Origin of the sequence: Streptomyces sp. NBC_00885, from assembly GCF_045207475.1 — a bacterium.
Lineage (GTDB): Bacteria > Actinomycetota > Actinomycetes > Streptomycetales > Streptomycetaceae > Streptomyces.
This window is the reverse complement of the sequence record NZ_CP108796.1, coordinates 7,659,137-7,677,887: the sequence shown is the minus strand read 5'-3', so window position 1 is coordinate 7,677,887 and position 18,751 is coordinate 7,659,137. Positions and strand designations below refer to the sequence as shown.

The window sequence follows — 18,751 nt, the reverse complement described above, 5'->3', positions numbered from 1 at the left end:
TCAGCCCTGCTTGGCCGGCTCGATGTTCTGGTTCGCGCGGAAGAGGTTGTGCGGGTCGTAGGTCCGCTTGATCTCCGCGAGCCTGTCGTAGTGGTCGCGGTAGGTGGCCCTGACCCGCTCCTGGCCCTCGCCCGCGCCGATGAAGTTCACGTACGAGCCGCCCATGGAGTACGGCTGCAGCTCTTCCGAGTAGTCCACGGCCCACTGTTTGATCGCCTCGGCGTTCTCCGGATCGGGGTCGATGCCGGCGATCACGCCGGACCAGACTGCGTCCCTGTAGGCCCACGCGGTCTCGTCGGCGGCGACCCGGGCGGCGGCGCCGTCGACCGGGTAAAGGTGCATGGTCGACAGGCCGGTGGGGAGGTTCTCACCGTACTTGAGGTGGACGTCCATGGATTCGTCCGTGATCCGGTCGAAGAGGGCTCCGCGCCAGTACCACTGCAGTCCGGTGGGGATCAGCTCGTCGAACATGCTCTGGAGCATGGGGTAGGGCATCGGTGTCGTGAAGTGGAAGGCGGGCCGGCCGGGCTCGTTCACGGCGGTGAGGGCCTCGTCCAGTTGGGCCAGGTCCCCCGTCCAGCACCACACCACGCCGCACATCTTGTGTCCGTGGAGCTCTTCCGGGAACGGCGGGCCGGGAGGCACTGCCAGCAGCGCGAAGAAGCCGTTGAGGTCATCGGCTGCCTGCGGCAGGAACTCGCGGTACCAGCGCAGGACTTCGCGTGTCTGGTCGACCGGCCAGACGGTGATCCCCACACCCACGGTGTGCACCGGGTGCAACCCGAAGGTGAAGGAGGTGACGATGCCGAAGTTCCCGCCACCGCCGCGCAGCGCCCAGAAGAGGTCCGGGTGCTCGGTCTTGTTCGCGGTGACGAAGCTGCCGTCCGCGAGCACGACGTCGGCGGAGAGCAGATTGTCCACCGTCAGGCCGTACTTGCGGGTGAGGTAGCCCATACCGCCGCCGAGGGTGAGGCCGCCGACGCCCGTCGTCGACATGATGCCGGCGGGGGTGGCGAGGCCGAAGCCGTGAGCGGCGTGGTCGAGGTCGCCGAGCTGTGAGCCGCCGCCGACCTGCGCGGTCCTGGTGGCGGGATCGACGCGCACCCAGCGCATGGGCGACAGGTCGACCGTGACAGCGTCGTCCACGAGACTGAGCCCAGGTCCGCTGTGTCCGCCGCCCCTGACAGCGAGTTCGACACCGTGGTCGCGGACGAAGTCGACCGCGTTCATGACGTCTGCCGCGTCCGAGCAGCGCACAAAGGCCGCCGGGCGCCGATCGATCATCGCGTTGTAGATCTTGCGGGCCTCGTTGTACTCCGGGTCCGTCGAGCCGATCACCGGACCGCGCAGGGCGGACCGCATCGCTTCCAAGGTTGTGCCGTCCATCGCCGTCTCCCACGCGGGGTGCGGACCGCAGCCCACCCGGCCTCCCGGCCGTGCCGGCCGCGGCATCCAACGCCTCGCCGCCGCGGTGTCCCCCGTCGGCGGAGTCTTGGCGCCCGGGCACTTCACGGGCCGCAGGCACAATCGGGCGCCGCGGGGCTGATACATCAAGCCTCACGCCGGGCCGGGGACTGCGCAAACGCGGGGCGCACTGGAGCCCGGCAAATCGGTTGCCCCTCGGTGCAGTCGTCTGCTGGACTCGCGATGACAGCTGATCGACCAAGGAGATGATTATGCGCGGAGCGTTCACGTCCATCCAGAAGGCAATTGACACCTATCTTGAGGACCTGACGCTCAGTGCGAACGTTGAACCTGGGAATTCTGGCGCATGTCGACGCCGGTAAGACAAGCCTGACCGAGCGGCTGCTGCACGCCGCCGGAGTCATCGACGAGATCGGCAGCGTCGACGACGGAAGTACGCAGACCGATTCACTGGACCTCGAACGACAGCGCGGAATCACGATCAAGTCCGCGGTCGTGTCCTTCGTCGTCGAAGACATCACGGTCAATCTGATCGACACACCCGGTCACCCGGACTTCATCGCCGAGGTGGAGCGGGTGCTGAGCGTGCTCGACGGTGCCGTGCTGGTCATCTCCGCCGTGGAGGGCGTGCAGGCGCAGACGCGTGTGCTGATGCGGACGCTGCGGCGGCTGCGCATCCCGACCCTCATCTTCGTGAACAAGATCGACCGCCGGGGAGCACAGTACGAGCAAGTGCTGCGGGGCATCGCCGAGAAGCTGAGCCGGGACATCGTCCCGATGGGTTCGGCCGCCGGCCTGGGCACCCATAGCGCGTTGCCCACGCCCTGCACCGCAGCCGACGCGGGTTATGTCTCCGCGCTGGTCGATCTGTTGTCGGGCCATGACGACGCGCTGCTCGCCGCCTATGTCGACGACGAGAGCACCCTCTCGTACGCCCAACTCCGCGGCGAGCTCGCGGCGCAGACGCAAAGGGCGCTCGTGCATCCCGTGTATTTCGGCTCGGCCATCACCGGCGCGGGCGTGGACGCGCTGATCGCCGGTGTCCGGGAGCTGCTGCCCGCGAGCGAGGGCTGCACCGAAGGCCCGGTCTCGGGCACCGTGTTCAAGATCGAGCGCGGCCCGTCCGGCGAGAAGATCGCGTACGTCTCCATGCTGTCCGGGACCGTACGAATCCGAGACCGGCTGCGGATCCGCGGCGACGGCGAGGAGAGAGTGACCGCGATCAGCGTCTTCGACCGTGGTGCGGCCGTCCGGCACGCCTCGGCCGCCGCCGGACGGATCGCGAAACTCTGGGGGCTTGGGAACATCCGGATCGGCGACGCGATCGGCGACGCACCGAGGGTCGCACCGGAGCAGGCAGCCGGGCAGCGGTATTTCGCTCCGCCGACACTGGAAACGGTCGTGGTTCCCGGCCGGGCCTGCGACAAGGGGGCGCTGCATCTCGCGCTGGCCCAGCTCGCCGAACAGGACCCGCTGATCAATCTGCGGCAGGACGACATCCGCCAGGAAGTATCCGTCTCGCTCTACGGAGAGGTGCAGAAGGAAGTCATCCAGGCGACGCTGGCGAACGACTTCGGCATTGACGTCACCTTCCGCGAGACGACGACGATCTGCCTGGAGCGACCCATCGGCACAGGGGCCAGTGCCGAGATCATCGACAAAGAGCCCAATCCGTTTCTCGCCACGGTCGGGCTGCGTATCGAGCCCGCTCCGATCGGCAGCGGCGTGGAATTCCGGCTGGAAGTGGAGCTCGGGTCGATGCCGTACTCCTTCATCAAGGCGGTCGAAGAAACCGTGAAGGAGACGCTGCGGCAAGGGATTTACGGATGGCAGGTCACCGACTGCACGGTCATCATGACGCACTCCGGCTACTGGGCGCGGCAGAGCCATGCACACGGCACCTTCGACAAGAGCATGTCGAGCACGGCCGGGGACTTCCGCAATCTGACGCCGCTGGTCCTGATGAGCGCACTGCGACAGGCAGGGACCACGGTCTACGAGCCGCTGCACTACTTCCGGATCGAGCTTCCGGCGGACGCGCTCGGGCCGGTTCTGCCGGTGCTGGCCCGGCTGGGTGCCGTTCCGCAGACACCTGTCGTGCGGGGTTCCGCCTGCGTATTGGAGGGTGAGATTCCGGCGGATCGGATGTACGCGTTGGAGCAGCAACTGCCGGGACTCACACGCGGTGAGGGCGTACTTGAATACGCCTTCGAACGCTACCAGCCGGTCCGGTGCGCGATCCCGAGCCGGCCGCGGACGGACCACAATCCCCTCAACCGCAAGGAATACCTGCTGCACGTCGTGCGCAGGGTCGGTGGGCACCGGGAAGGCACGTAGTCGCGGCCGGGCTCAGTGGTGAAGGATCTTCGAAAGGAAGTCCTTCGCGCGTTCACTACTCGGATTGGTGAAGAACTCCTCCGGTGTCGTCTCCTCGACGATCCTGCCGTCCGCCATGAAGACGACACGGTTGGCGGCAGAGCGGGCGAAGCCCATCTCGTGGGTGACGACGACCATCGTCATGCCGTCACGGGCGAGCTGCTGCATGACCTCGAGGACCTCGTTGATCATCTCGGGGTCGAGGGCCGAGGTGGGCTCGTCGAAGAGCATGACCTTCGGATCCATGGCCAGAGCGCGTGCGATCGCGACGCGCTGCTGCTGGCCGCCGGAGAGCTGCGCGGGGTACTTGTCGGCCTGGGTGGCGACACCCACCCGGTCGAGCAGAGAGCGCGCCTTGTCCTCTGCGGTCTTCCTGTCCTTCTTGCGGACCTTGATCTGGCCCAGCATCACATTCTCCAGCACCGTCTTGTGCGCGAAGAGGTTGAAGGACTGGAAGACCATTCCGACGTCCGCCCGCAGCCGGGCGAGCTCCCTGCCCTCCGCGGGCAGCGGCTTGCCGTCGATGGCGATCTCGCCGGAATCGATGGTCTCCAGTCGGTTGATGGCGCGGCACAGCGTCGACTTCCCTCCGCCGGAGGGCCCGATGACGACCACGACCTCGCCACGGGCGATCGTCAGGTCGATGTTCTGGAGCACGTGCAGCGCGCCGAAGTGCTTGTTGACGTTGCTCAGCGCGATGAGGGCGTCGCTCCTGGCCTGCGTGGCATTGCCCTTGGTCACTGTTGCTCCGCTCATCGGCTTCGGACGTACGCAGCTACCTGGTGCCAAGTTACGCGGTCAGGCTGTGGTGATCTGGTACGCCTTCCGCAATGTCTCGTGGACGGTCCAGGTCGTCCGGTCGCCCTCGCGCAGGACGCACGCGTCGCCCGGGCCGACGTCGAACGTGGGGCCGCCCTCGACCGCGATGGTTGCCCGGCCGCTGACGACGACGAAGAGCTCGTTCGCCTCGGTGTCGGTCACCACGCCGGGGGTGATCTGCCAGATTCCCCGGATGTTCTTGCCGTCCTTTGACTCCCAGAGCACCTTGCCCGACACCTCGGGGGTGCCCCGGACGATCTGTGCCGGGTCCAGCGGGTCCGGCTCGAGGCCGGCGTCGGGGATGTGAACGGCAAAACTGTTGTACGTCGTCATGATCGCGACGTTAGGCCATACCGGGTGGCGCGGGGCAGGTACACAGTGCCGCTCTCCCCGCGCTCCGGGACGACAGAACGTTCGTCCCCGGTGCGCCGTATTCTCGGACTACAGAGAGTAGGTGCATCATGACGCCGCTGCCGACGGTTCGCCACGGGCGCCGGCGGGTGACTCGAAGGGGCGTCCGCCATGCCCGCGAAGACGAAGAAGAGATCGGCCACCGCCGTCGCGATGCTGTTTGTGACGCTCGCCCTCGCCGCCTCCGGGTGCGAGGGCGGCGACGGCAGCACCCCGCCGGCCCGTGACCGTACGCCGTCCGCGAGCGCGTCCGTCCCGCCCGCGCATGTACTCGCGGTGAAAATCGACAACGTCGTTCCCGCCCGGCCCCCGACGGGACTCGAAAAGGCGGACATCGTCTACGTCGAGCGGGTCGAGGCGGGCCTCAGCCGGATCCTCGCCGTCTACTCCTCCCGACTTCCGCCCGTCGTCGGCCCGGTGCGCAGTGCACGTGAATCCGATCTGGAGCTGCTGAGGCAGTTCGACCGGCCGACCCTCGCCTTCTCCGGGGCGCAGAGCAAGCTCCTGCCGGTCATCGACGCAGCCCCGGTGAACCCGGTTCCGCCGGGAAAGGCACCGGGGGACGCGTACTTCCGCAGCCAGGACCGCGCCGCCCCGCACAACCTCTATCTACGGCCGGAGCGCGTTCTGCGGGACACCTCCGGAGTGAACGCGGCCACGTACGCCGGCTTCACCTTCGGTCCCGAGCCCGCCGGAGGGAAACCGACTGCCACGTACTCCGTGCGCTATCCGGCCGCACGCTTCGCCTTCACATGGTCGCCACAGAGGGCTCAGTGGCTGGTGGCCATGGACGGCACCCCTTCCCGCACACAGGCGGGGCAGCAGCTGGGGGCCGCCACCGTCGTCGTGCAGTACGTGAACGTGCATCCGTCGAAGTTCCACGACCGGTCGGGAAACATCTCTCCGTACACCGAGACCGTGGGCTCCGGCACGGCGCTCGTCCTGCGTGACAGCAAGGCGCACAAGGCCGAGTGGAAGCGCCCGACCGCCGAGTCCGGCACGACGTTCACGACACCGGAGGGCAGGCCCATGGCGTTCGCCCCGGGACAGGTCTGGATCGTGTACGCGGCTCGCTGATCCGGGCTCGCGACCGGTCCGAGGGCGGGAGGGGACTTCCGTGGCCGGACTGTAATGCTCAAGTTCCGCTCAGATGTGATGACGATGCGAGGACTCAGGCTTATCGTCCTCCCAGCTGTCTTCCCATCGAGAAGGCCGGAGCAATGCACCGATGACGGACATTTCGACGGCCTGAGGGCGCCGTCCCGTCATTCAGCCTCCTCGTGCACTCTGCTCCATCTGTTGATTTTTGAGGATGTTCCACCATGAAGTCGTGCAAGTCCGCCGCCGTCGCGGCGATCACTGTGCTGTCGGTAGCCCTCACCGCCACCGCCTGCAGCGGCGGGTCCGGCAATGGCTCCGATGACGAGCCCACCAGCAGCGCGAACGGGAGCCACCCGAGGCTGCCCACGTACACGGTCGCCAAGGACGTCAAGATCGACTCCCAGACCCTGAAGAGGGCGCAGCGGGCCGGCAAGCTCATCATCGGCGCGAAGAACGATCAGCCGTTCCTCGGCTTCGAGGAGAAGGACGGCAGGCGGTCCGGCTTCGACATCGAGATCGCCAAGATGGTCGCGGCGAGTCTCGGGTTCTCGCCCGAGAAGATCGAGTTCAAGACGGTCGACACGAAGAACCGCGAGGCCGCCATCTCCAGCGGCCAGGTCGACCTGTACGTCGGCACGTACACGATCAATGACGAGCGCAAGAAGAAGGTGGGCTTCGCCGGGCCGTACTACAAGGCCGGCGCCGACCTCCTGGTCCGCAAGAACGACGGCACGATCGGGGGCCCGTACTCCCTTGAGGGCAAGACGGTCTGCTCGGTCAAGGGATCGACCGCCCTCCGGGAGATCAAGAAGCCCGACTACAACACGACGACGGTCGAGACGTCCAAGTACTTCGAGTGCGTCCAGAAGCTGCTCGACAAGAAGGTCGACGCCGTCACCACGGACGACGCCATCCTCATGGGCTACGCCGCCCAGCGCCCGGACAAACTGAAGGTCGTCGGCAACCCCTTCACCGAGGAGCCCTACGGCATCGGCATGAACAAGGACGACAAGGCGCTGCGGGAAGCAGTGACGGACGCGCTCGAGGCGCACGACGAGAACGGCGACCACAAGAGGGCGTACGCGGCGACGCTGGGCCTTTCCGGCTCGAAGTACGGCGGGGCGCCCGTCGTCGAGCGCTACTGACGCTCTGACTGACAGCTGATACCGAACGGGCTTCCGGACCGGAAGCCGGTTCGGTGTGCTGACGAGCGAGGTAGCGCCCTGCCCCCGTCTGGCCCAGGCTGGAGGGCATGAGACTGCTGCTTCTCGGCGCGACCGGACCCACCGGCCTCCAGCTGGTCGGTCAGGCCCTTGACCAGGGCCATCACGTCACCGCGCTCGTCCGCAGTCCGGAAAAGCTGCCTCGGGTCGGCGGTCGGCTGACCGTGCTCGTCGGTGATGTCACCGACGAGCAGGAGCTCGCCAGTGCCGCCGTGGGCCAGGACGCCGTGCTGAGCACGATGGGGACGGGGAGGAGCCTCACGTCCGACATCGTCAGCCGCACGGTGGACGCACTCGTCCCCGCCATGCACGATGCGGGAGTCGACCGACTGATCTTCCTCTCGGCCTTCGGCGTCAACGAGACCTACGCCCAGGCTTCGCTGCCGCAGCGGTTCTTCTACCGCACGATGCTGAGGAAGATCTACCCCGACAAGGGGAAGGCGGACCGCACGCTCCTCGCCGGCGACCTCGACGTGACCCTTGTCTATCCGGTGACGCTGACCAACCGGCCTTTCACCGGCACCTACCGCGTGGGTGACAGTTTCGAGTTCAAGGGCATGCCCAAGATCAGCCGGGCGGACGTCGCCCACTTCATGCTCACGCAGCTCACGGACCCGACCTGGTACCGCCGCACGGTCATCCTCACCAACTGACCTGGCTCAACCTGCCGGCGGTCACAGGTTTCGGCACCTCTGATCAGTCCGTCACGAGTACGGCCACGCCCGTGATCTGCCCGGCCGCCAGATCCTCCAGGGCCCGGTCGGCCCGTCGCATCGGGTAGCGGGTGACCCGCACGGTGGGCCGCAGACGTGCCGCCTCTGCCAGGAAGGCGCGGCCGTCTTCTCGGGTGTTGGCGGTGACGCTGCGCACGGTCCGCTCCTGGAACAGGTGCCGGTCGTAGTCGAGCGGCGGGACCGTACTCAGATGGATCCCGGCGATCGCGAGGGTGCCGCCACGGTCCAGCGCCGCGAGCGCGACCGGCACCAGGCTCCCCGCCGGGGCGAACAGGATCGCCGCATCCAGAGCCTTCGGGGGCGCGTCCGCTCCGGCCGATGCCGCCCCCAGTTCGAGCGCCAGCCGCTGCGCACCCTGCGAGCGGGTGACGACATGGACCTCGGCGCCCCTGGCGATGGCCAGCTGGGCGGTCAGATGCGCGGAGGCGCCGAATCCGTAGATGCCGAGCCGGCCGCCGGACGGCAGGTCGGCCCGCTGCAGCGCCCGGTAGCCGATGATGCCCGCACACAGCAGGGGCGCGGTGTTCTCGTCGCTCCACCCTTCCGGCAGGCGGTAGGCGAAGCGCGCGTCCACGAGCAGGTGGTCGGCGTAGCCGCCGTGGATGTCCCAGCCGGTGTAGCGGGAGTCGGGGCACAGATTCTCGCGCGCGCTTCGGCAGTAGCGGCACTGCCCGCAGGTCTCCGCAAGCCAGGCCGCGCCCGCCCGGTCGCCGAGGCGGAAGTCCTCGGCATCCGGCCCGGTGGCGATGACCTCGCCCACGACCTCGTGACCCGGCGTACACCGTGACATGTGGGGTGGCAGGTCACCCTCGGCCAGGTGCAGGTCGGTCCGGCAGACTCCGCAGGTGCGTACGCGCAGCAACAGCTCGCCCGGCCCGGGCTCGGGCGTCTCGCGCTCGACCAGCCGCAGCGGGGCGGACGTGACCGGTCCGGGGTGCTCGACCACCCACGCGGATGTGGCCGCGGGGCTCGGGGATGCCATCGTCGCCCTCCTGTCCGCGCAAGTGCTCTTTGTCCATGGTCGTCCTCGCCGGCGCTTTCTTCAGCAGCGAGTGCGTGCGCCTCCAGCATGGCCACCTGCCGGCCGAGCGCTAGAGGAGTCCGTGGTCGTGCGCGTAGATCGCGGCCTGGGTGCGGTCGCGCAGACCGAGCCTGCCCAGGATCCGTGAGATGTGGTTCTTGACGGTGCCCTCGCTGACGTAGAGCCGGGACGCGATCTCACGGTTGGTGGAGCCGGCGGCGATCAGCCGCAGCACCTCGACCTCACGGGCGGTCAAACCGCTGGGCGGAGCGCCGTTGGAGGACGCAGCGGCCGAATCCCCGGCGCCAGGGCCTGGCTCGGCGGGCAGCAGCGCGCCGGTGAGAATCCGGGCCACGGAGGAGTCGAGCTGGGTGACCCCGGCATGCGCCAGCCGCACCGCGTCGGCCAGTTCTGCCGCGGGCAGGTTCTTCAGCAGATAGCCCGCCGCCCCCGCGCGCAGTGCCCGCACCACGTATTCGTCGTCGTCGAACGTCGTCAGCATGACGACCTTGCACGTCGGGGCGCGTTTGCTCAGCTGGGTCACCGCCTCGACACCGTCCATCACCGGCATGCGGACGTCCATCAGGATCACGTCGGGCGAGTCCGTCACGGCGGCCTCGACGGCCTGTCGTCCGTCGGCGACCGCGCCGACCACGGTGATCCCGGGCTGCAGGCTCAGCAGGGAGGCGATTCCCTCACGCACCAGCTCCTGGTCGTCGACGACCAGCACCGCCACCATGTCTCGGGTCCCCGCAGGGCGCGTGCTCATCGCAACGCCTTTGCCGGTGTGACCTGAACCTCGGGCAGCGAGGCGGCGGCCGGTGGCAGCGTCACGGTCACCGCGGTCCCGGCATCCGGTGCCGAGTGGATGTCGACCGTGCCGCCGAGCAGCGCCACCCGCTCCCGCATGCCGCGCAGGCCGTATCCCTCGCACGCATCGTCCGGGAAACCGCGTCCGTTGTCGGTGACGGCGAGTCGCGCGCCGTCGCCGGGGAACGCGACGGTGACGGACACCCGGGTCGCGTGCCCGTGGCGATGGGCGTTGGTCAGTCCCTCCTGCGCCGCGCGGTACAGGGCGGTGAGTGCCCCGGTGCAAAAGCCCCGCTCGTCGCCGCTCACCTGCGTGACGATCTTCAATCGGCCCCCGTCGGCGTGCCGGGCGAGGTCGGCCAGGGCGCGGGAGAGCGAGAACGGCTCACCCTCGTCGCGCAGCGCGCGTACCGAATGACGTACCTCGTCGAGCGCGCGCACCGCCGACCAGTGCGCATGGCCGACCGCCTGCCGCGCGGTCTCGGCGTCCCGGTCGTGGAAGGCCTCGGCTTTCTCCAACTGGACGGCGATCGCCGTCAGATGGTGGCCGAGACTGTCGTGGATCTCCCTGGCCAGCCGGTTGCGTTCCTTGGCCGTCGACAGCTCCTCCACCCGCTCGGCATAGTCGGCCAGCCGCTCGTGGGAGTCGCTCAGGTCGCGCAAGGCGTGCTCCAGCCGCGCCCGGCCTTCCTGTTCGCCGACCGCCACCGCAGCCATGGACACGGCCAGCACCAGACCGATGCCGAGCATGAGCAGGTCGGAGATGTGCTCGGCCGTCGCCCACCACCGCGGCACCCACAGCACATTGCCTGTCAGCAGCAGCCCGAGGCATCCGGCGCTCGCGACCAGGGCCACCGTGCGGCCCAGGGCGAAGTAGGCCGTGAACGGGACCAGTACGAACAGTGCCCGCGAGACACCTGCCTCGTCGAAGCCGCTCACCGCTGCGTACAGCCCGAGACGGGCCGCCAGCAGGACGACCGCGGGGCGGGCCGGCGTGTGTTTGGGGTAGCGGCCGCGCTCGCCGGCTTCCAGAGCGAACAGCAGCAGCAGGCAGGTCACGAAGCCCGCCGTGCCCGCGAGTCGGAGGCTGCCCTCTCCGAGGGTCTCGTAGTACAGCCCGCCGGCCAGCACCGCGGCGTAGAGCGCGGACGGGACCCAGCGCAGTGGCCTGGGAGGTCTCGGTGGTGCGGCCATACCAACCCCCTGCGGAACTGCGGCACTTGCTCCCCGGCACAAGGCGAGCGGCGCTGCTGCGCGCGCCGGTCGTGTCCCAGCAGGATACGTCGCGGTCACGACCACGCCCCCGACTCCCGCCCGGCCCGCGGCAGATGTGGCCACAGGTCATGTGCCGTCCGGCCGTGCGGCTGCGGCAGGGCGCGTGACCTTCGCTCCTCGGTGTGGCCGCAGGGCACTCACCGCGCGCTCCCATGCCTTTCTACGGTCGTCCTGTTCACGTCGGACTTCCCCGGAAAGGACACCTCCTAATGAAGTTGTCAAGCGGCAGTTGTGACGGGGAGGTTGCTTTGGTAGCACCGTTCGTCACGGATCAGAGCCCACAAGACGTTCACTCGGCGGCGGGCCAGGGCGAGGACGGCCTGGGTGTGTCGTTTGCCCTCGGCGCGCTTGCGTTCGTAGAAGCGCCGGGATGCGTCGCAGTTGCGGATGCTGATGAGCGCAGAGGTATAGAAAACGCGTTGCAGGCCGCGGTGGTAGCGCCGGGGGCGGTGCAGGTTGCCGCTGACGTTGCCGGAGTCCCGGGGCACCGGGGCGACACCGGCGAGGCTGGCCAGGCGGTCGGCCGTGCCGAAGCGGCTCATGTCGCCGGCCGTGGCAGCGAGGAATTCGGCACCCAGCAGAGGGCCGATGCCGGGCATGCTGGAGATCACTTCGGCGAGGTCGTGTTCGCGAAACCGGGCCCCAATGAGCTTGTCGATCTCCGCGATCTGCTCGTTGAGGCTCATCACCTCCTTGGCCAGGGTGTGGATCACCTGCGCGATGACCTTCTCCCCGGTGACGGCGGTGTGCTGGCGCTCGGCGGCTTCCAGAGCGGCGGCGGCCAGGTCCTCGGCGCCGCGGACCTTGCGGTTGCGCAGCCAGGTCTCCAGCCGCTTGACACCGGTGCGGCGCAGGGCAGCCGGAGTCTGGTATCCGGTGAGCAGGACCAGCGGACCGACGTTGCCCAGGTCCAGGACGCGCTCCAACGCGGGGAAAATGCCGGTGAGTTGACCGCGCAGGCGGTTGATCCGGCGGGTCCGGTCGGCATTCAGGTCGGCCCGGCGGCCGGTGAGGACCTGCAACTCGACGGCGTGCTCGCTGTCCGGCCGCAGGACCGTCAGGTCCCGGCGCATCCGGGCCTGGTCCGCGATGACGGTCGCGTCCTTGGCATCGGTCTTGCCCATGCCCCGGTAGCCAGCCGAGGCCCGGTTGACCGCCAGCCCCGGTATGTAGACGAGGTGCTGACCATGGTTGAGCAGCACATTGATCCACAGGGCGGCCATGCCGTCGGCGACGTCGACCGCCCAGACCACGTCCTCGTCGATGGCCAGCACGTCAGCGAGCAGGGCCAGCAGTTCCGGTTCGTCGTTCAGCACGCGCCGCGACAACAGCCGCTCGCCCTCGGCTCCCAGGACCACACAGTGGTGGTGGGTCTTGCCGATATCCGTACCCGCCCAGATCAGGGCCACCAGTTCCTCCGGTCGTTCGATGTTCTGTGCTCCCGGACGACCTCGCCGACGTGGTCCTACTCAGCGATGCGCCCGCAGGTGCTCGCAGCTCCTGACTTGTTGAATCGACCCCAGACGCCCGGTCTGCAGCCGTAGCGTCCAGGGTGCCGGTCGGCACGGGCTCGCATAGCTCCTTGCCGCCCTGCGGGCTGGCTCATGATTAGCGTGCCGCCGCTGGCCGGCACCCGCGCGGTGTGGCTCGACAGAGGCATGAATGTGTGTGACCGCTACTTCAAGTCAGGGTGCCCACCGCACACTTCTGCCCCATCGAGCACCAGGTCAGGACGCGCGTGATCACGATCGGGATCGACCCCCACAAGTCCTCACACACCGCCGTCGCTATCGACTCCGCTGGCCACAAGATCGGCCAGCGGCGCTTCGTCGTCAACGCCGGCACCTTCGGACAGCTGATGCGCTGGAGCGACCAATGGCCCGAGCGCCGGTTCGCGGTGGAAGGCGCCGGCGGCCTCGGACGGACTCTCGCCCAGCAGCTCGCCGCCGCAGGCGAGGACGTCGTCGACGTGCCCTCGACCTTGTCAGCCAGGGCCCGCCTCCTGGCCACCGGCGGGGACCGAAAGACCGACCCCGCCGACGCCCTCCACGTCGCCCAAGTCGCACTGTTCCGCACCGACCTGCGTAAGGTCACCGCAGAGGACCAGTCCACGATCCTGCGGCTGCTGACCGAGCGACACAACGACCTGGTCAACGAGCGCACCCGCATAATCAACCGCCTCCACGCAGTCCTGCGTGACCTGCTGCCCGGCGGAGCCCCCACCCGTCTGTCGTCTGAGAAGGCCGCCATCTTGATGAAGGGCATCCGGCCGACCACCGCGACGGACAACTGTCGGCGCGATATCGCGCGCGATCTGCTGGCCGACCTACGCAGGCTCGACCGCCAGGTCAAGGACAACGAGGCCCAGATGCGTGACGCTCTCGCCGCCGCACGGACCAGCCTGACGTCGTTGCCCGGACTGGGCACGGTGCTGGCTGCGAAGGTCCTCGGCCACATCGGAGACATCAGCCGCTTCCCGACCGAGCACCACTTCGCCAGCTACGTCGGCAGCGCGCCCCTGGACGCCTCCAGCGGCAAGAACGTCCGCCATCGCCTCAACACCGGAGGCAACAGGGCTCTGAACAGCGCACTCCACATCATCGCCATCTGCCAGATCCGCGACGGCGGGCGCGGCCAGGAGTACTACCTCCGCAAGATCGCCGAAGGCAAGACCCCGGCCGAGGCCCGTCGGGCGCTCAAGCGCCGCTTGTCCAACGTCGTCTACCGGATCATGAAACGCGATCAGCGAACCCAACTTGCCGCAGCTGCTTGACACACAGAGGCGCTAATCAGTGGCCGAGTCGCCGTGAGACTCCGGGCGGCCAGGTGTCTCGAACCATCGAGGGCAACCGCATGAAAGCCATACCCGGAGTCTCTGGGCCTCTGGACCTTACGACGGCCCGTCCAACCCACCAACAAGGTAGGACCGCATGACTGTCTTCGGCCGTCTCGCCGCACTGACCGCGCTCGTGCTGGCGGCGACCTTGACCCCGGCCCTCGCCACTGGCGGCGGGACCGCAGGGACCGTTGCAGGCGAAGGATCGAGATGCGGCGGGCATCCGCCGCGCGTGCCGGGAGCGGAGTTCATGATCTCCGCCTGCCTGCCGGATCTCACCACCGGTGGAACCGTCGCAAGCGGTCACACCGACCCGGCCGACTGGGCCGGCCTGGAACCGCCCGGCACGGTCAGCCCGCCCGCTGTTCCGGGGCTCCAGCTCGACGGCTACTTCCCCGACTCCTCCACCACCAACCGGACCCACGGCTGGAACCACGACAGCCAGTTCGTGATCAGACTCCCCGAGCGGTGGAACGGCGGCTTGATCGTCGCGGGCCCGCCCGGTATCCGCGAGCAGTACGCCAATGACCGCATCATCGGCGACTATGCGCTGTCCAAGGGATTCGTGTTCGCCGCCACCGACAAGGGCAACACCGGACCGGAGATCTACAAGGACGGCCGCCGCCCGGGCGACGCCGTCCTCGAGTGGCACCGGCGCGTCACCCAACTGACCGTCGCCGCCAAGCGCGTTGCGGCCCAGCGGTACGGACGCCCGCCCTCCCACACGTACGCCGCCGGGGCCTCCGCGGGCGGCTACCTCGTGCGCTGGCAGCTGGAACGGCATCCGGGTCTCTACAGCGGCGGTATCGACTGGCACGGCCTGCTGTTCACCCGCGACGCGCCCAATCTGCTGACCACCCTGCCACCGGCGCTGCGCGCGTATCCCCGCTACTTGGCCGGTCGGCCCGGCGCGCACGAGGAGATGCTGGCCGCCGGTTACCCGGCGGGCACCGAGCCGCTGTGGGGCCTGCACTACCGCACGCAGTGGGACGCGTTCCAGCGCATCGTGCGGGAGGAACTGGACCCCGGGTACGACGGCGCGGCCGAGGGCGGTACACCGTTCTGCCCCGAGGGCACCGGGCCCGGCTGCGACACCGACTACGACTACGCCTCGCGCCCCCGCTCGGTGCACAAAGCCGTCGAACGGGTGTCGCTGACCGGGCGCATCGGCAAGCCGCTGATCACCCTGCACGGCACGCGTGACGTGCTGCTGCCGATCAGCCGCAGCGGGGATGTGTACGCCCGGATGGTGAAGGACGCCGGCCGCGGGGACCTGCACCGCTATTTCCGGATCACCGACGGATCCCACACCGACGGTCTGTACGCGGCCCATCCCGAAACGGTCCGGCCGATGCTGCCTTGCTTCCGTGCCGCGTTCGACGCGATGGTCGACTGGACGCAGCGGAGTGTCACCCCACCCAGGAGCCGCACGGTGCCCCGGCCGGACGACGACGCAGGCGTGGACTCCTGCTCACTGTGAACCGCCGGCTCATGGCGCGATGTTGTGGTTCAGGCGGAACAGATTGCCGGGGTCGTAGCGCCGCTTGATGGCCGTCAGGCGGTCGTAGTTCTGACGGTAATTGGCCCGGACCCGGTCCTGGTCATCGCTGTCCATGAAGTTGACGTAGCCGCCCTCCAGGGAGTGAGGCGCGAGGGCCGCGGCGAAGGCCCGTGCCCAGGGGACGCTGGCCTCGCAGTCGGCGCGGGTCATGAGGGTCGGGCTGAGTGCCGTCGCGAAGTCGGCGTCCCGGTAGGCGAACGCGGTCTCCTCGGGGCCCACCCGGTGGCAGGCGCCGTCGATGGGGAAGATCACCGTCGCGCTCTGGATGGTGGGCGTCGTGGCGCCGTACTCGACGTACGCGTCGATGGCTCCGTCCGGCAGACCGTGGCTGAAGGTGCCCTTCCAGTAGTGGAACAGACCCGCGGGGAGCAGTTCGTCGAACAGCGTGTTGATCACCGGGTACGGCATGCGTTCGACGTACTGCCCCACCACCGGACCGAGGTCGGCGAGACGGGCACGGATCCGGTCGTCCTCGTCCTCGGCGCCGGTCCAGCAGGTGACCACACCGCAGAGCGGCCGCCCGTGCCAGCGCTCGGGCAGGAACGGCACGGGCGGGCCGAGCGCGACGACGAGCAGCGCACCGAGTTTTTCGTCGGAATCGGCGATCAGCTCGCGGTATCGCCGCATGACGTCGCCGTCGAGGGGATAGAAGGTCGGCCCGCCGAGAATGCCGGCCACGGGGTGCAGCCGGTACTCGAAGGACGTGACGACCCCGAAGTTCCCGCCTCCGCCGCGCAGCGCCCACAGCAGGTCGGCGTTCTGCTCCCGGGTACAGGTACGGAAGGCCCCGTCCGCCGTGACCAGGTCGGCCGAGAGCACGTTGTCGCAGGCCAGCCCGCAGCGCCGGGCCAGATGGCCCATGCCGCCACCGGTGGTCAGCCCGCCGATACCGGTACTGGACACGACCCCGCCCGTGGTGGCCAGACCGAAGGCATGCGTCGCGTGGTTGACATCGGCCCAGGTGCAGCCGCCCTCGGCCCGGGCCGTACCCGCCTGCGGATCGACCCGGATCCCGCGCATGCGGCCGAGGTCGAGGACCACGCCGCCGTCGCAGGTGCCGTAACCGGGGACGCTGTGGCTGCCGCCTCGCACCGCCAGCAGCAGGTTCTGCTCGCGGGCGAAGTCCACGGTGGCGACGATGTCGCCCACGTCGACGGCCCGGACGATGATCGCCGGGCGCTTGTCGTGCATCGCGTTGTAGACCTTGCGCGCCTCGTCGTAGTCGGGGTCGGCAGGCTGGATGATCTCGCCGCGTACGGCCCCCTGCAGCCGCTCCAGCAGCTTGCCGTCGAGGGCTGGTGTGGAGGTGGTCATGACCGCCACCCGCTTTCCACGTCGTCGGGGATCAGTCGGGGATCAGGGGATGGGTACGGCTCTGTTGTAGGCACGGGGCCGGGCAGGGCTCATCGCCGGAACCGCCCATGCCGACTGTGCGGGCATGGCCAGAACGGCCCATGCGCCGCACGGTGCAGGGGTCAGGCGAGGCCGTGTGTGCACGCGTACGCCGTGGCAGCGGCCCTCGATGACACATCGAGCTTCGCGAAGATGTTGTTGAGGTGGCGGGCCACGGTGTGCTCGCTGATGACCAGCTCGGAGGCGACGGCGCGGTTGGTCCGGCCCGCGGCCACGAGGCGCAGGACCTGGACCTCGCGCTCGGTGAGCTCGCCGGGCAGGTGCCGGCGCACGGTGCTGAGCAGGGCCGCCGCCCGCCGCGCGTCGGGCACCGCGCCGAGTCGCTCGAAGACCGCCCGGGCGGCCCGGAGTTCCAGCCGTGCGCCTTCGTCGTCCCCGGCGGCGCGGTCGGCGGCAGCCAGGGTCATGCGGACCTGCGCGGCCTCGTACGGCACTCCCAGGTCCAGCCACAGCGACAGCGCCCGGTGCAGCAGTGGCAGGGCACCCTCCAGGTCACGCTCGGCGAATGCCACCGCGCCGCCCGCCGCGGCGGCGATCGCATGCAGCACCGTGGTCTCGGACTCGCGCAGCTGCTGCCACTCGCGCGCGGCCGCCTCCAGTTCGCCCGCCGCCGTACGGGCCTGGTCGAGCCGGCCGAGGGCGAGCGAGACCTCGACCTGGGCCGCGAGCAGCCGGCAGTGCCCGAGTCGGCCGGGGCCACCGCCAGCGAAACCACCGTCGTCGGCCGCGAGTGCGAGCCGCAGGGCAGCGGCCGCGGAGTCGGCCTTGCCCTGGGCCAGGCGCAGCAGCGCGAGCCCCGGCTGCGGGTCGCGGCCCAGCTCGTGCGCGCGGTCGTACGACGCCTCGGCCGCGGCCGGCTCGCCGCGCCGCCGCTGGATACCGCCGGTCAGATAGAACGCCTCCGCGGCGGCCCTCGCCTCGTAAGGCAGCAGTTCCTTGCAGGTCAGGGCGGCTTCGGTTGATGCCCGGGACCATTGACCGGACAGTTCGAGCACCTCGACCCGGTGCACCCGGCACAGACCCCGGAAGTTGTTCTCCTCGGGCATCGACGCACACCAGGCCATGGCCGCGTCGGTCCACTCGGCGGCGCGTTCCAGGTCGGCGGAGGCCATGCACTGCTGGAGGCCCAGGCAGTAGATCCACCCGGTGAAGAAGGAGCTGAGCTCGCCCGCCATGGCCGAGCACATGGCGTCGTCGAGCAGGGCGAGCCCGCCTGCGATCCGCCCCTCGGCCAGCAGCACGCTCGCCTGCGCCTGGGTGCTCATGGCGAGGAGGTCCGGGCTACCGCAGCGCCGTGCGACACCGGCCATGCGGCGGGCACAGCTCATGGCCTCGTCGAACGCGCCACGTCGCTGCGCGTCTTCTGCCTCCACCCAGGCGAGATAGCACTGCTCGACGCATTCGGGCTCGCCGCTGAGGTGCTGCCGCGCCCGGCGCAGCCACCCGGCGGCCGCGGCCGTACGCCCTGCGAGCTGAAACTCGTAGAAGAGCATCCAGGCGCTGAATCCAGCCCGCCGGGCGGCACCCGCGGCCACATACCCGGAGTAGGCCTTGGTCCGCGCGGCGATCGATTCCTCGACGCGGCTGGTCCACCAGGCGGCGTCGGCAAGTGCGGCGAAGTCGTCCGGGCCCATGCGGTCGTGGTCGAGTGCACGCAGGGCTGCGTACGCGTCGGCCCAGGCCTCCCGCGCCACAGCGTCCATCGCTTTCTCGATCGCCTGATCGACGGGCGGATCTCTGCCGGTG

Annotated in this window: 15 protein-coding genes; 6 read left to right on the top strand and 9 right to left on the bottom strand. The window is 69.3% G+C overall.

Annotated features, from left to right (window positions below):
* Positions 1–1,386 (bottom strand): FAD-binding oxidoreductase, encoded by a 1,386-nt coding sequence (locus tag OHA61_RS35065; RefSeq protein ID WP_406306403.1) that lies wholly within the window; start codon positions 1,384–1,386, stop codon positions 1–3.
* Between the two features lie 354 nt (positions 1,387–1,740).
* Between OHA61_RS35065 and OHA61_RS35060 the strand changes: the two genes are divergently transcribed.
* Positions 1,741–3,762 (top strand): GTP-binding protein, encoded by a 2,022-nt coding sequence (locus OHA61_RS35060; protein ID WP_406306402.1) that lies wholly within the window; start codon positions 1,741–1,743, stop codon positions 3,760–3,762.
* Between the two features lie 12 nt (positions 3,763–3,774).
* Here the strand turns inward: OHA61_RS35060 and OHA61_RS35055 are convergent, their stop codons facing one another.
* Positions 3,775–4,557: an amino acid ABC transporter ATP-binding protein gene (locus OHA61_RS35055; RefSeq protein ID WP_406306401.1), complete on the bottom strand. Its 783-nt coding sequence runs from the start codon at positions 4,555–4,557 to the stop codon at positions 3,775–3,777.
* Positions 4,558–4,599: 42 nt separating this feature from the next.
* Positions 4,600–4,953, bottom strand: a complete 354-nt coding sequence (locus OHA61_RS35050; protein WP_406306400.1) for a cupin domain-containing protein — start codon at positions 4,951–4,953, stop codon at positions 4,600–4,602.
* 189 nt (positions 4,954–5,142) lie between these two features.
* Between OHA61_RS35050 and OHA61_RS35045 the strand changes: the two genes are divergently transcribed.
* From OHA61_RS35045 to OHA61_RS35035, 3 genes are all read left to right on the top strand, one after another.
* Entirely contained in the window at positions 5,143–6,108 is a 966-nt protein-coding gene (locus OHA61_RS35045) for a DUF3048 domain-containing protein (RefSeq protein ID WP_406306399.1), read from the top strand.
* 245 nt (positions 6,109–6,353) lie between these two features.
* Positions 6,354–7,277, top strand: coding sequence for a glutamate ABC transporter substrate-binding protein (locus OHA61_RS35040; protein WP_406306398.1), 924 nt, complete (start codon positions 6,354–6,356; stop codon positions 7,275–7,277).
* Between the two features lie 107 nt (positions 7,278–7,384).
* Positions 7,385–8,008, top strand: coding sequence for an NAD(P)-dependent oxidoreductase (locus OHA61_RS35035; protein WP_406306397.1), 624 nt, complete (start codon positions 7,385–7,387; stop codon positions 8,006–8,008).
* Positions 8,009–8,051: 43 nt separating this feature from the next.
* On the opposite strand, the gene OHA61_RS35030 is transcribed toward OHA61_RS35035, so the two are convergent.
* From OHA61_RS35030 to OHA61_RS35015, 4 genes are all read right to left on the bottom strand, one after another.
* Positions 8,052–9,071, bottom strand: coding sequence for a zinc-dependent alcohol dehydrogenase family protein (locus OHA61_RS35030; protein WP_406306396.1), 1,020 nt, complete (start codon positions 9,069–9,071; stop codon positions 8,052–8,054).
* A 109-nt stretch (positions 9,072–9,180) separates the two neighbouring features.
* A complete protein-coding gene (locus tag OHA61_RS35025) occupies positions 9,181–9,879 on the bottom strand; it encodes a response regulator (RefSeq protein ID WP_406306395.1) in 699 nt (232 codons plus the stop codon).
* Positions 9,876–11,114, bottom strand: a complete 1,239-nt coding sequence (locus tag OHA61_RS35020; protein WP_406306394.1) for a sensor histidine kinase — start codon at positions 11,112–11,114, stop codon at positions 9,876–9,878. The genes OHA61_RS35025 and OHA61_RS35020 overlap by 4 nt, the downstream gene beginning before the upstream one ends.
* 299 nt (positions 11,115–11,413) lie before the next feature.
* A complete protein-coding gene (locus OHA61_RS35015) occupies positions 11,414–12,604 on the bottom strand; it encodes an IS110 family transposase (protein WP_406306393.1) in 1,191 nt (396 codons plus the stop codon).
* Between the two features lie 281 nt (positions 12,605–12,885).
* On the opposite strand from OHA61_RS35015, the gene OHA61_RS35010 reads away from it, so the two are divergent.
* Complete coding sequence (locus tag OHA61_RS35010; protein WP_406306392.1) at positions 12,886–13,968, top strand: IS110 family transposase; 1,083 nt, start codon at positions 12,886–12,888, stop codon at positions 13,966–13,968.
* Between the two features lie 157 nt (positions 13,969–14,125).
* Positions 14,126–15,511: a tannase/feruloyl esterase family alpha/beta hydrolase gene (locus OHA61_RS35005; RefSeq protein WP_406306391.1), complete on the top strand. Its 1,386-nt coding sequence runs from the start codon at positions 14,126–14,128 to the stop codon at positions 15,509–15,511.
* 9 nt (positions 15,512–15,520) lie between these two features.
* Here the strand turns inward: OHA61_RS35005 and OHA61_RS35000 are convergent, their stop codons facing one another.
* Both OHA61_RS35000 and OHA61_RS34995 read right to left on the bottom strand, forming a co-directional pair.
* Positions 15,521–16,906 carry an FAD-binding oxidoreductase gene (locus OHA61_RS35000; protein ID WP_406306390.1) on the bottom strand — a complete coding sequence of 462 codons (1,386 nt, stop codon included), beginning with the start codon at positions 16,904–16,906 and terminating at the stop codon, positions 15,521–15,523.
* Between the two features lie 161 nt (positions 16,907–17,067).
* Positions 17,068–18,708: a LuxR C-terminal-related transcriptional regulator gene (locus OHA61_RS34995; RefSeq protein WP_406307583.1), complete on the bottom strand. Its 1,641-nt coding sequence runs from the start codon at positions 18,706–18,708 to the stop codon at positions 17,068–17,070.
* Positions 18,709–18,751: the final 43 nt, after the last annotated feature.

What these genes read in the sequence shown, in the direction of transcription:
- OHA61_RS35065 (WP_406306403.1), bottom strand. Translation starts at nt 1,386, where the DNA reads ATGGACGGCACAACCTTGGAAGCGATGCGGTCCGCCCTGCGCGGTCCG.
- OHA61_RS35055 (WP_406306401.1), bottom strand. Translation starts at nt 4,557, where the DNA reads ATGAGCGGAGCAACAGTGACCAAGGGCAATGCCACGCAGGCCAGGAGC.
- OHA61_RS35050 (WP_406306400.1), bottom strand. Translation starts at nt 4,953, where the DNA reads ATGACGACGTACAACAGTTTTGCCGTTCACATCCCCGACGCCGGCCTC.
- OHA61_RS35045 (WP_406306399.1), top strand. Translation starts at nt 5,143, where the DNA reads ATGCCCGCGAAGACGAAGAAGAGATCGGCCACCGCCGTCGCGATGCTG.
- OHA61_RS35040 (WP_406306398.1), top strand. Translation starts at nt 6,354, where the DNA reads ATGAAGTCGTGCAAGTCCGCCGCCGTCGCGGCGATCACTGTGCTGTCG.
- OHA61_RS35035 (WP_406306397.1), top strand. Translation starts at nt 7,385, where the DNA reads ATGAGACTGCTGCTTCTCGGCGCGACCGGACCCACCGGCCTCCAGCTG.
- OHA61_RS35030 (WP_406306396.1), bottom strand. Translation starts at nt 9,071, where the DNA reads ATGGCATCCCCGAGCCCCGCGGCCACATCCGCGTGGGTGGTCGAGCAC.
- OHA61_RS35025 (WP_406306395.1), bottom strand. Translation starts at nt 9,879, where the DNA reads ATGAGCACGCGCCCTGCGGGGACCCGAGACATGGTGGCGGTGCTGGTC.
- OHA61_RS35020 (WP_406306394.1), bottom strand. Translation starts at nt 11,114, where the DNA reads ATGGCCGCACCACCGAGACCTCCCAGGCCACTGCGCTGGGTCCCGTCC.
- OHA61_RS35005 (WP_406306391.1), top strand. Translation starts at nt 14,126, where the DNA reads ATGACTGTCTTCGGCCGTCTCGCCGCACTGACCGCGCTCGTGCTGGCG.
- OHA61_RS35000 (WP_406306390.1), bottom strand. Translation starts at nt 16,906, where the DNA reads ATGACCACCTCCACACCAGCCCTCGACGGCAAGCTGCTGGAGCGGCTG.
- OHA61_RS34995 (WP_406307583.1), bottom strand. Translation starts at nt 18,708, where the DNA reads ATGGACGCTGTGGCGCGGGAGGCCTGGGCCGACGCGTACGCAGCCCTG.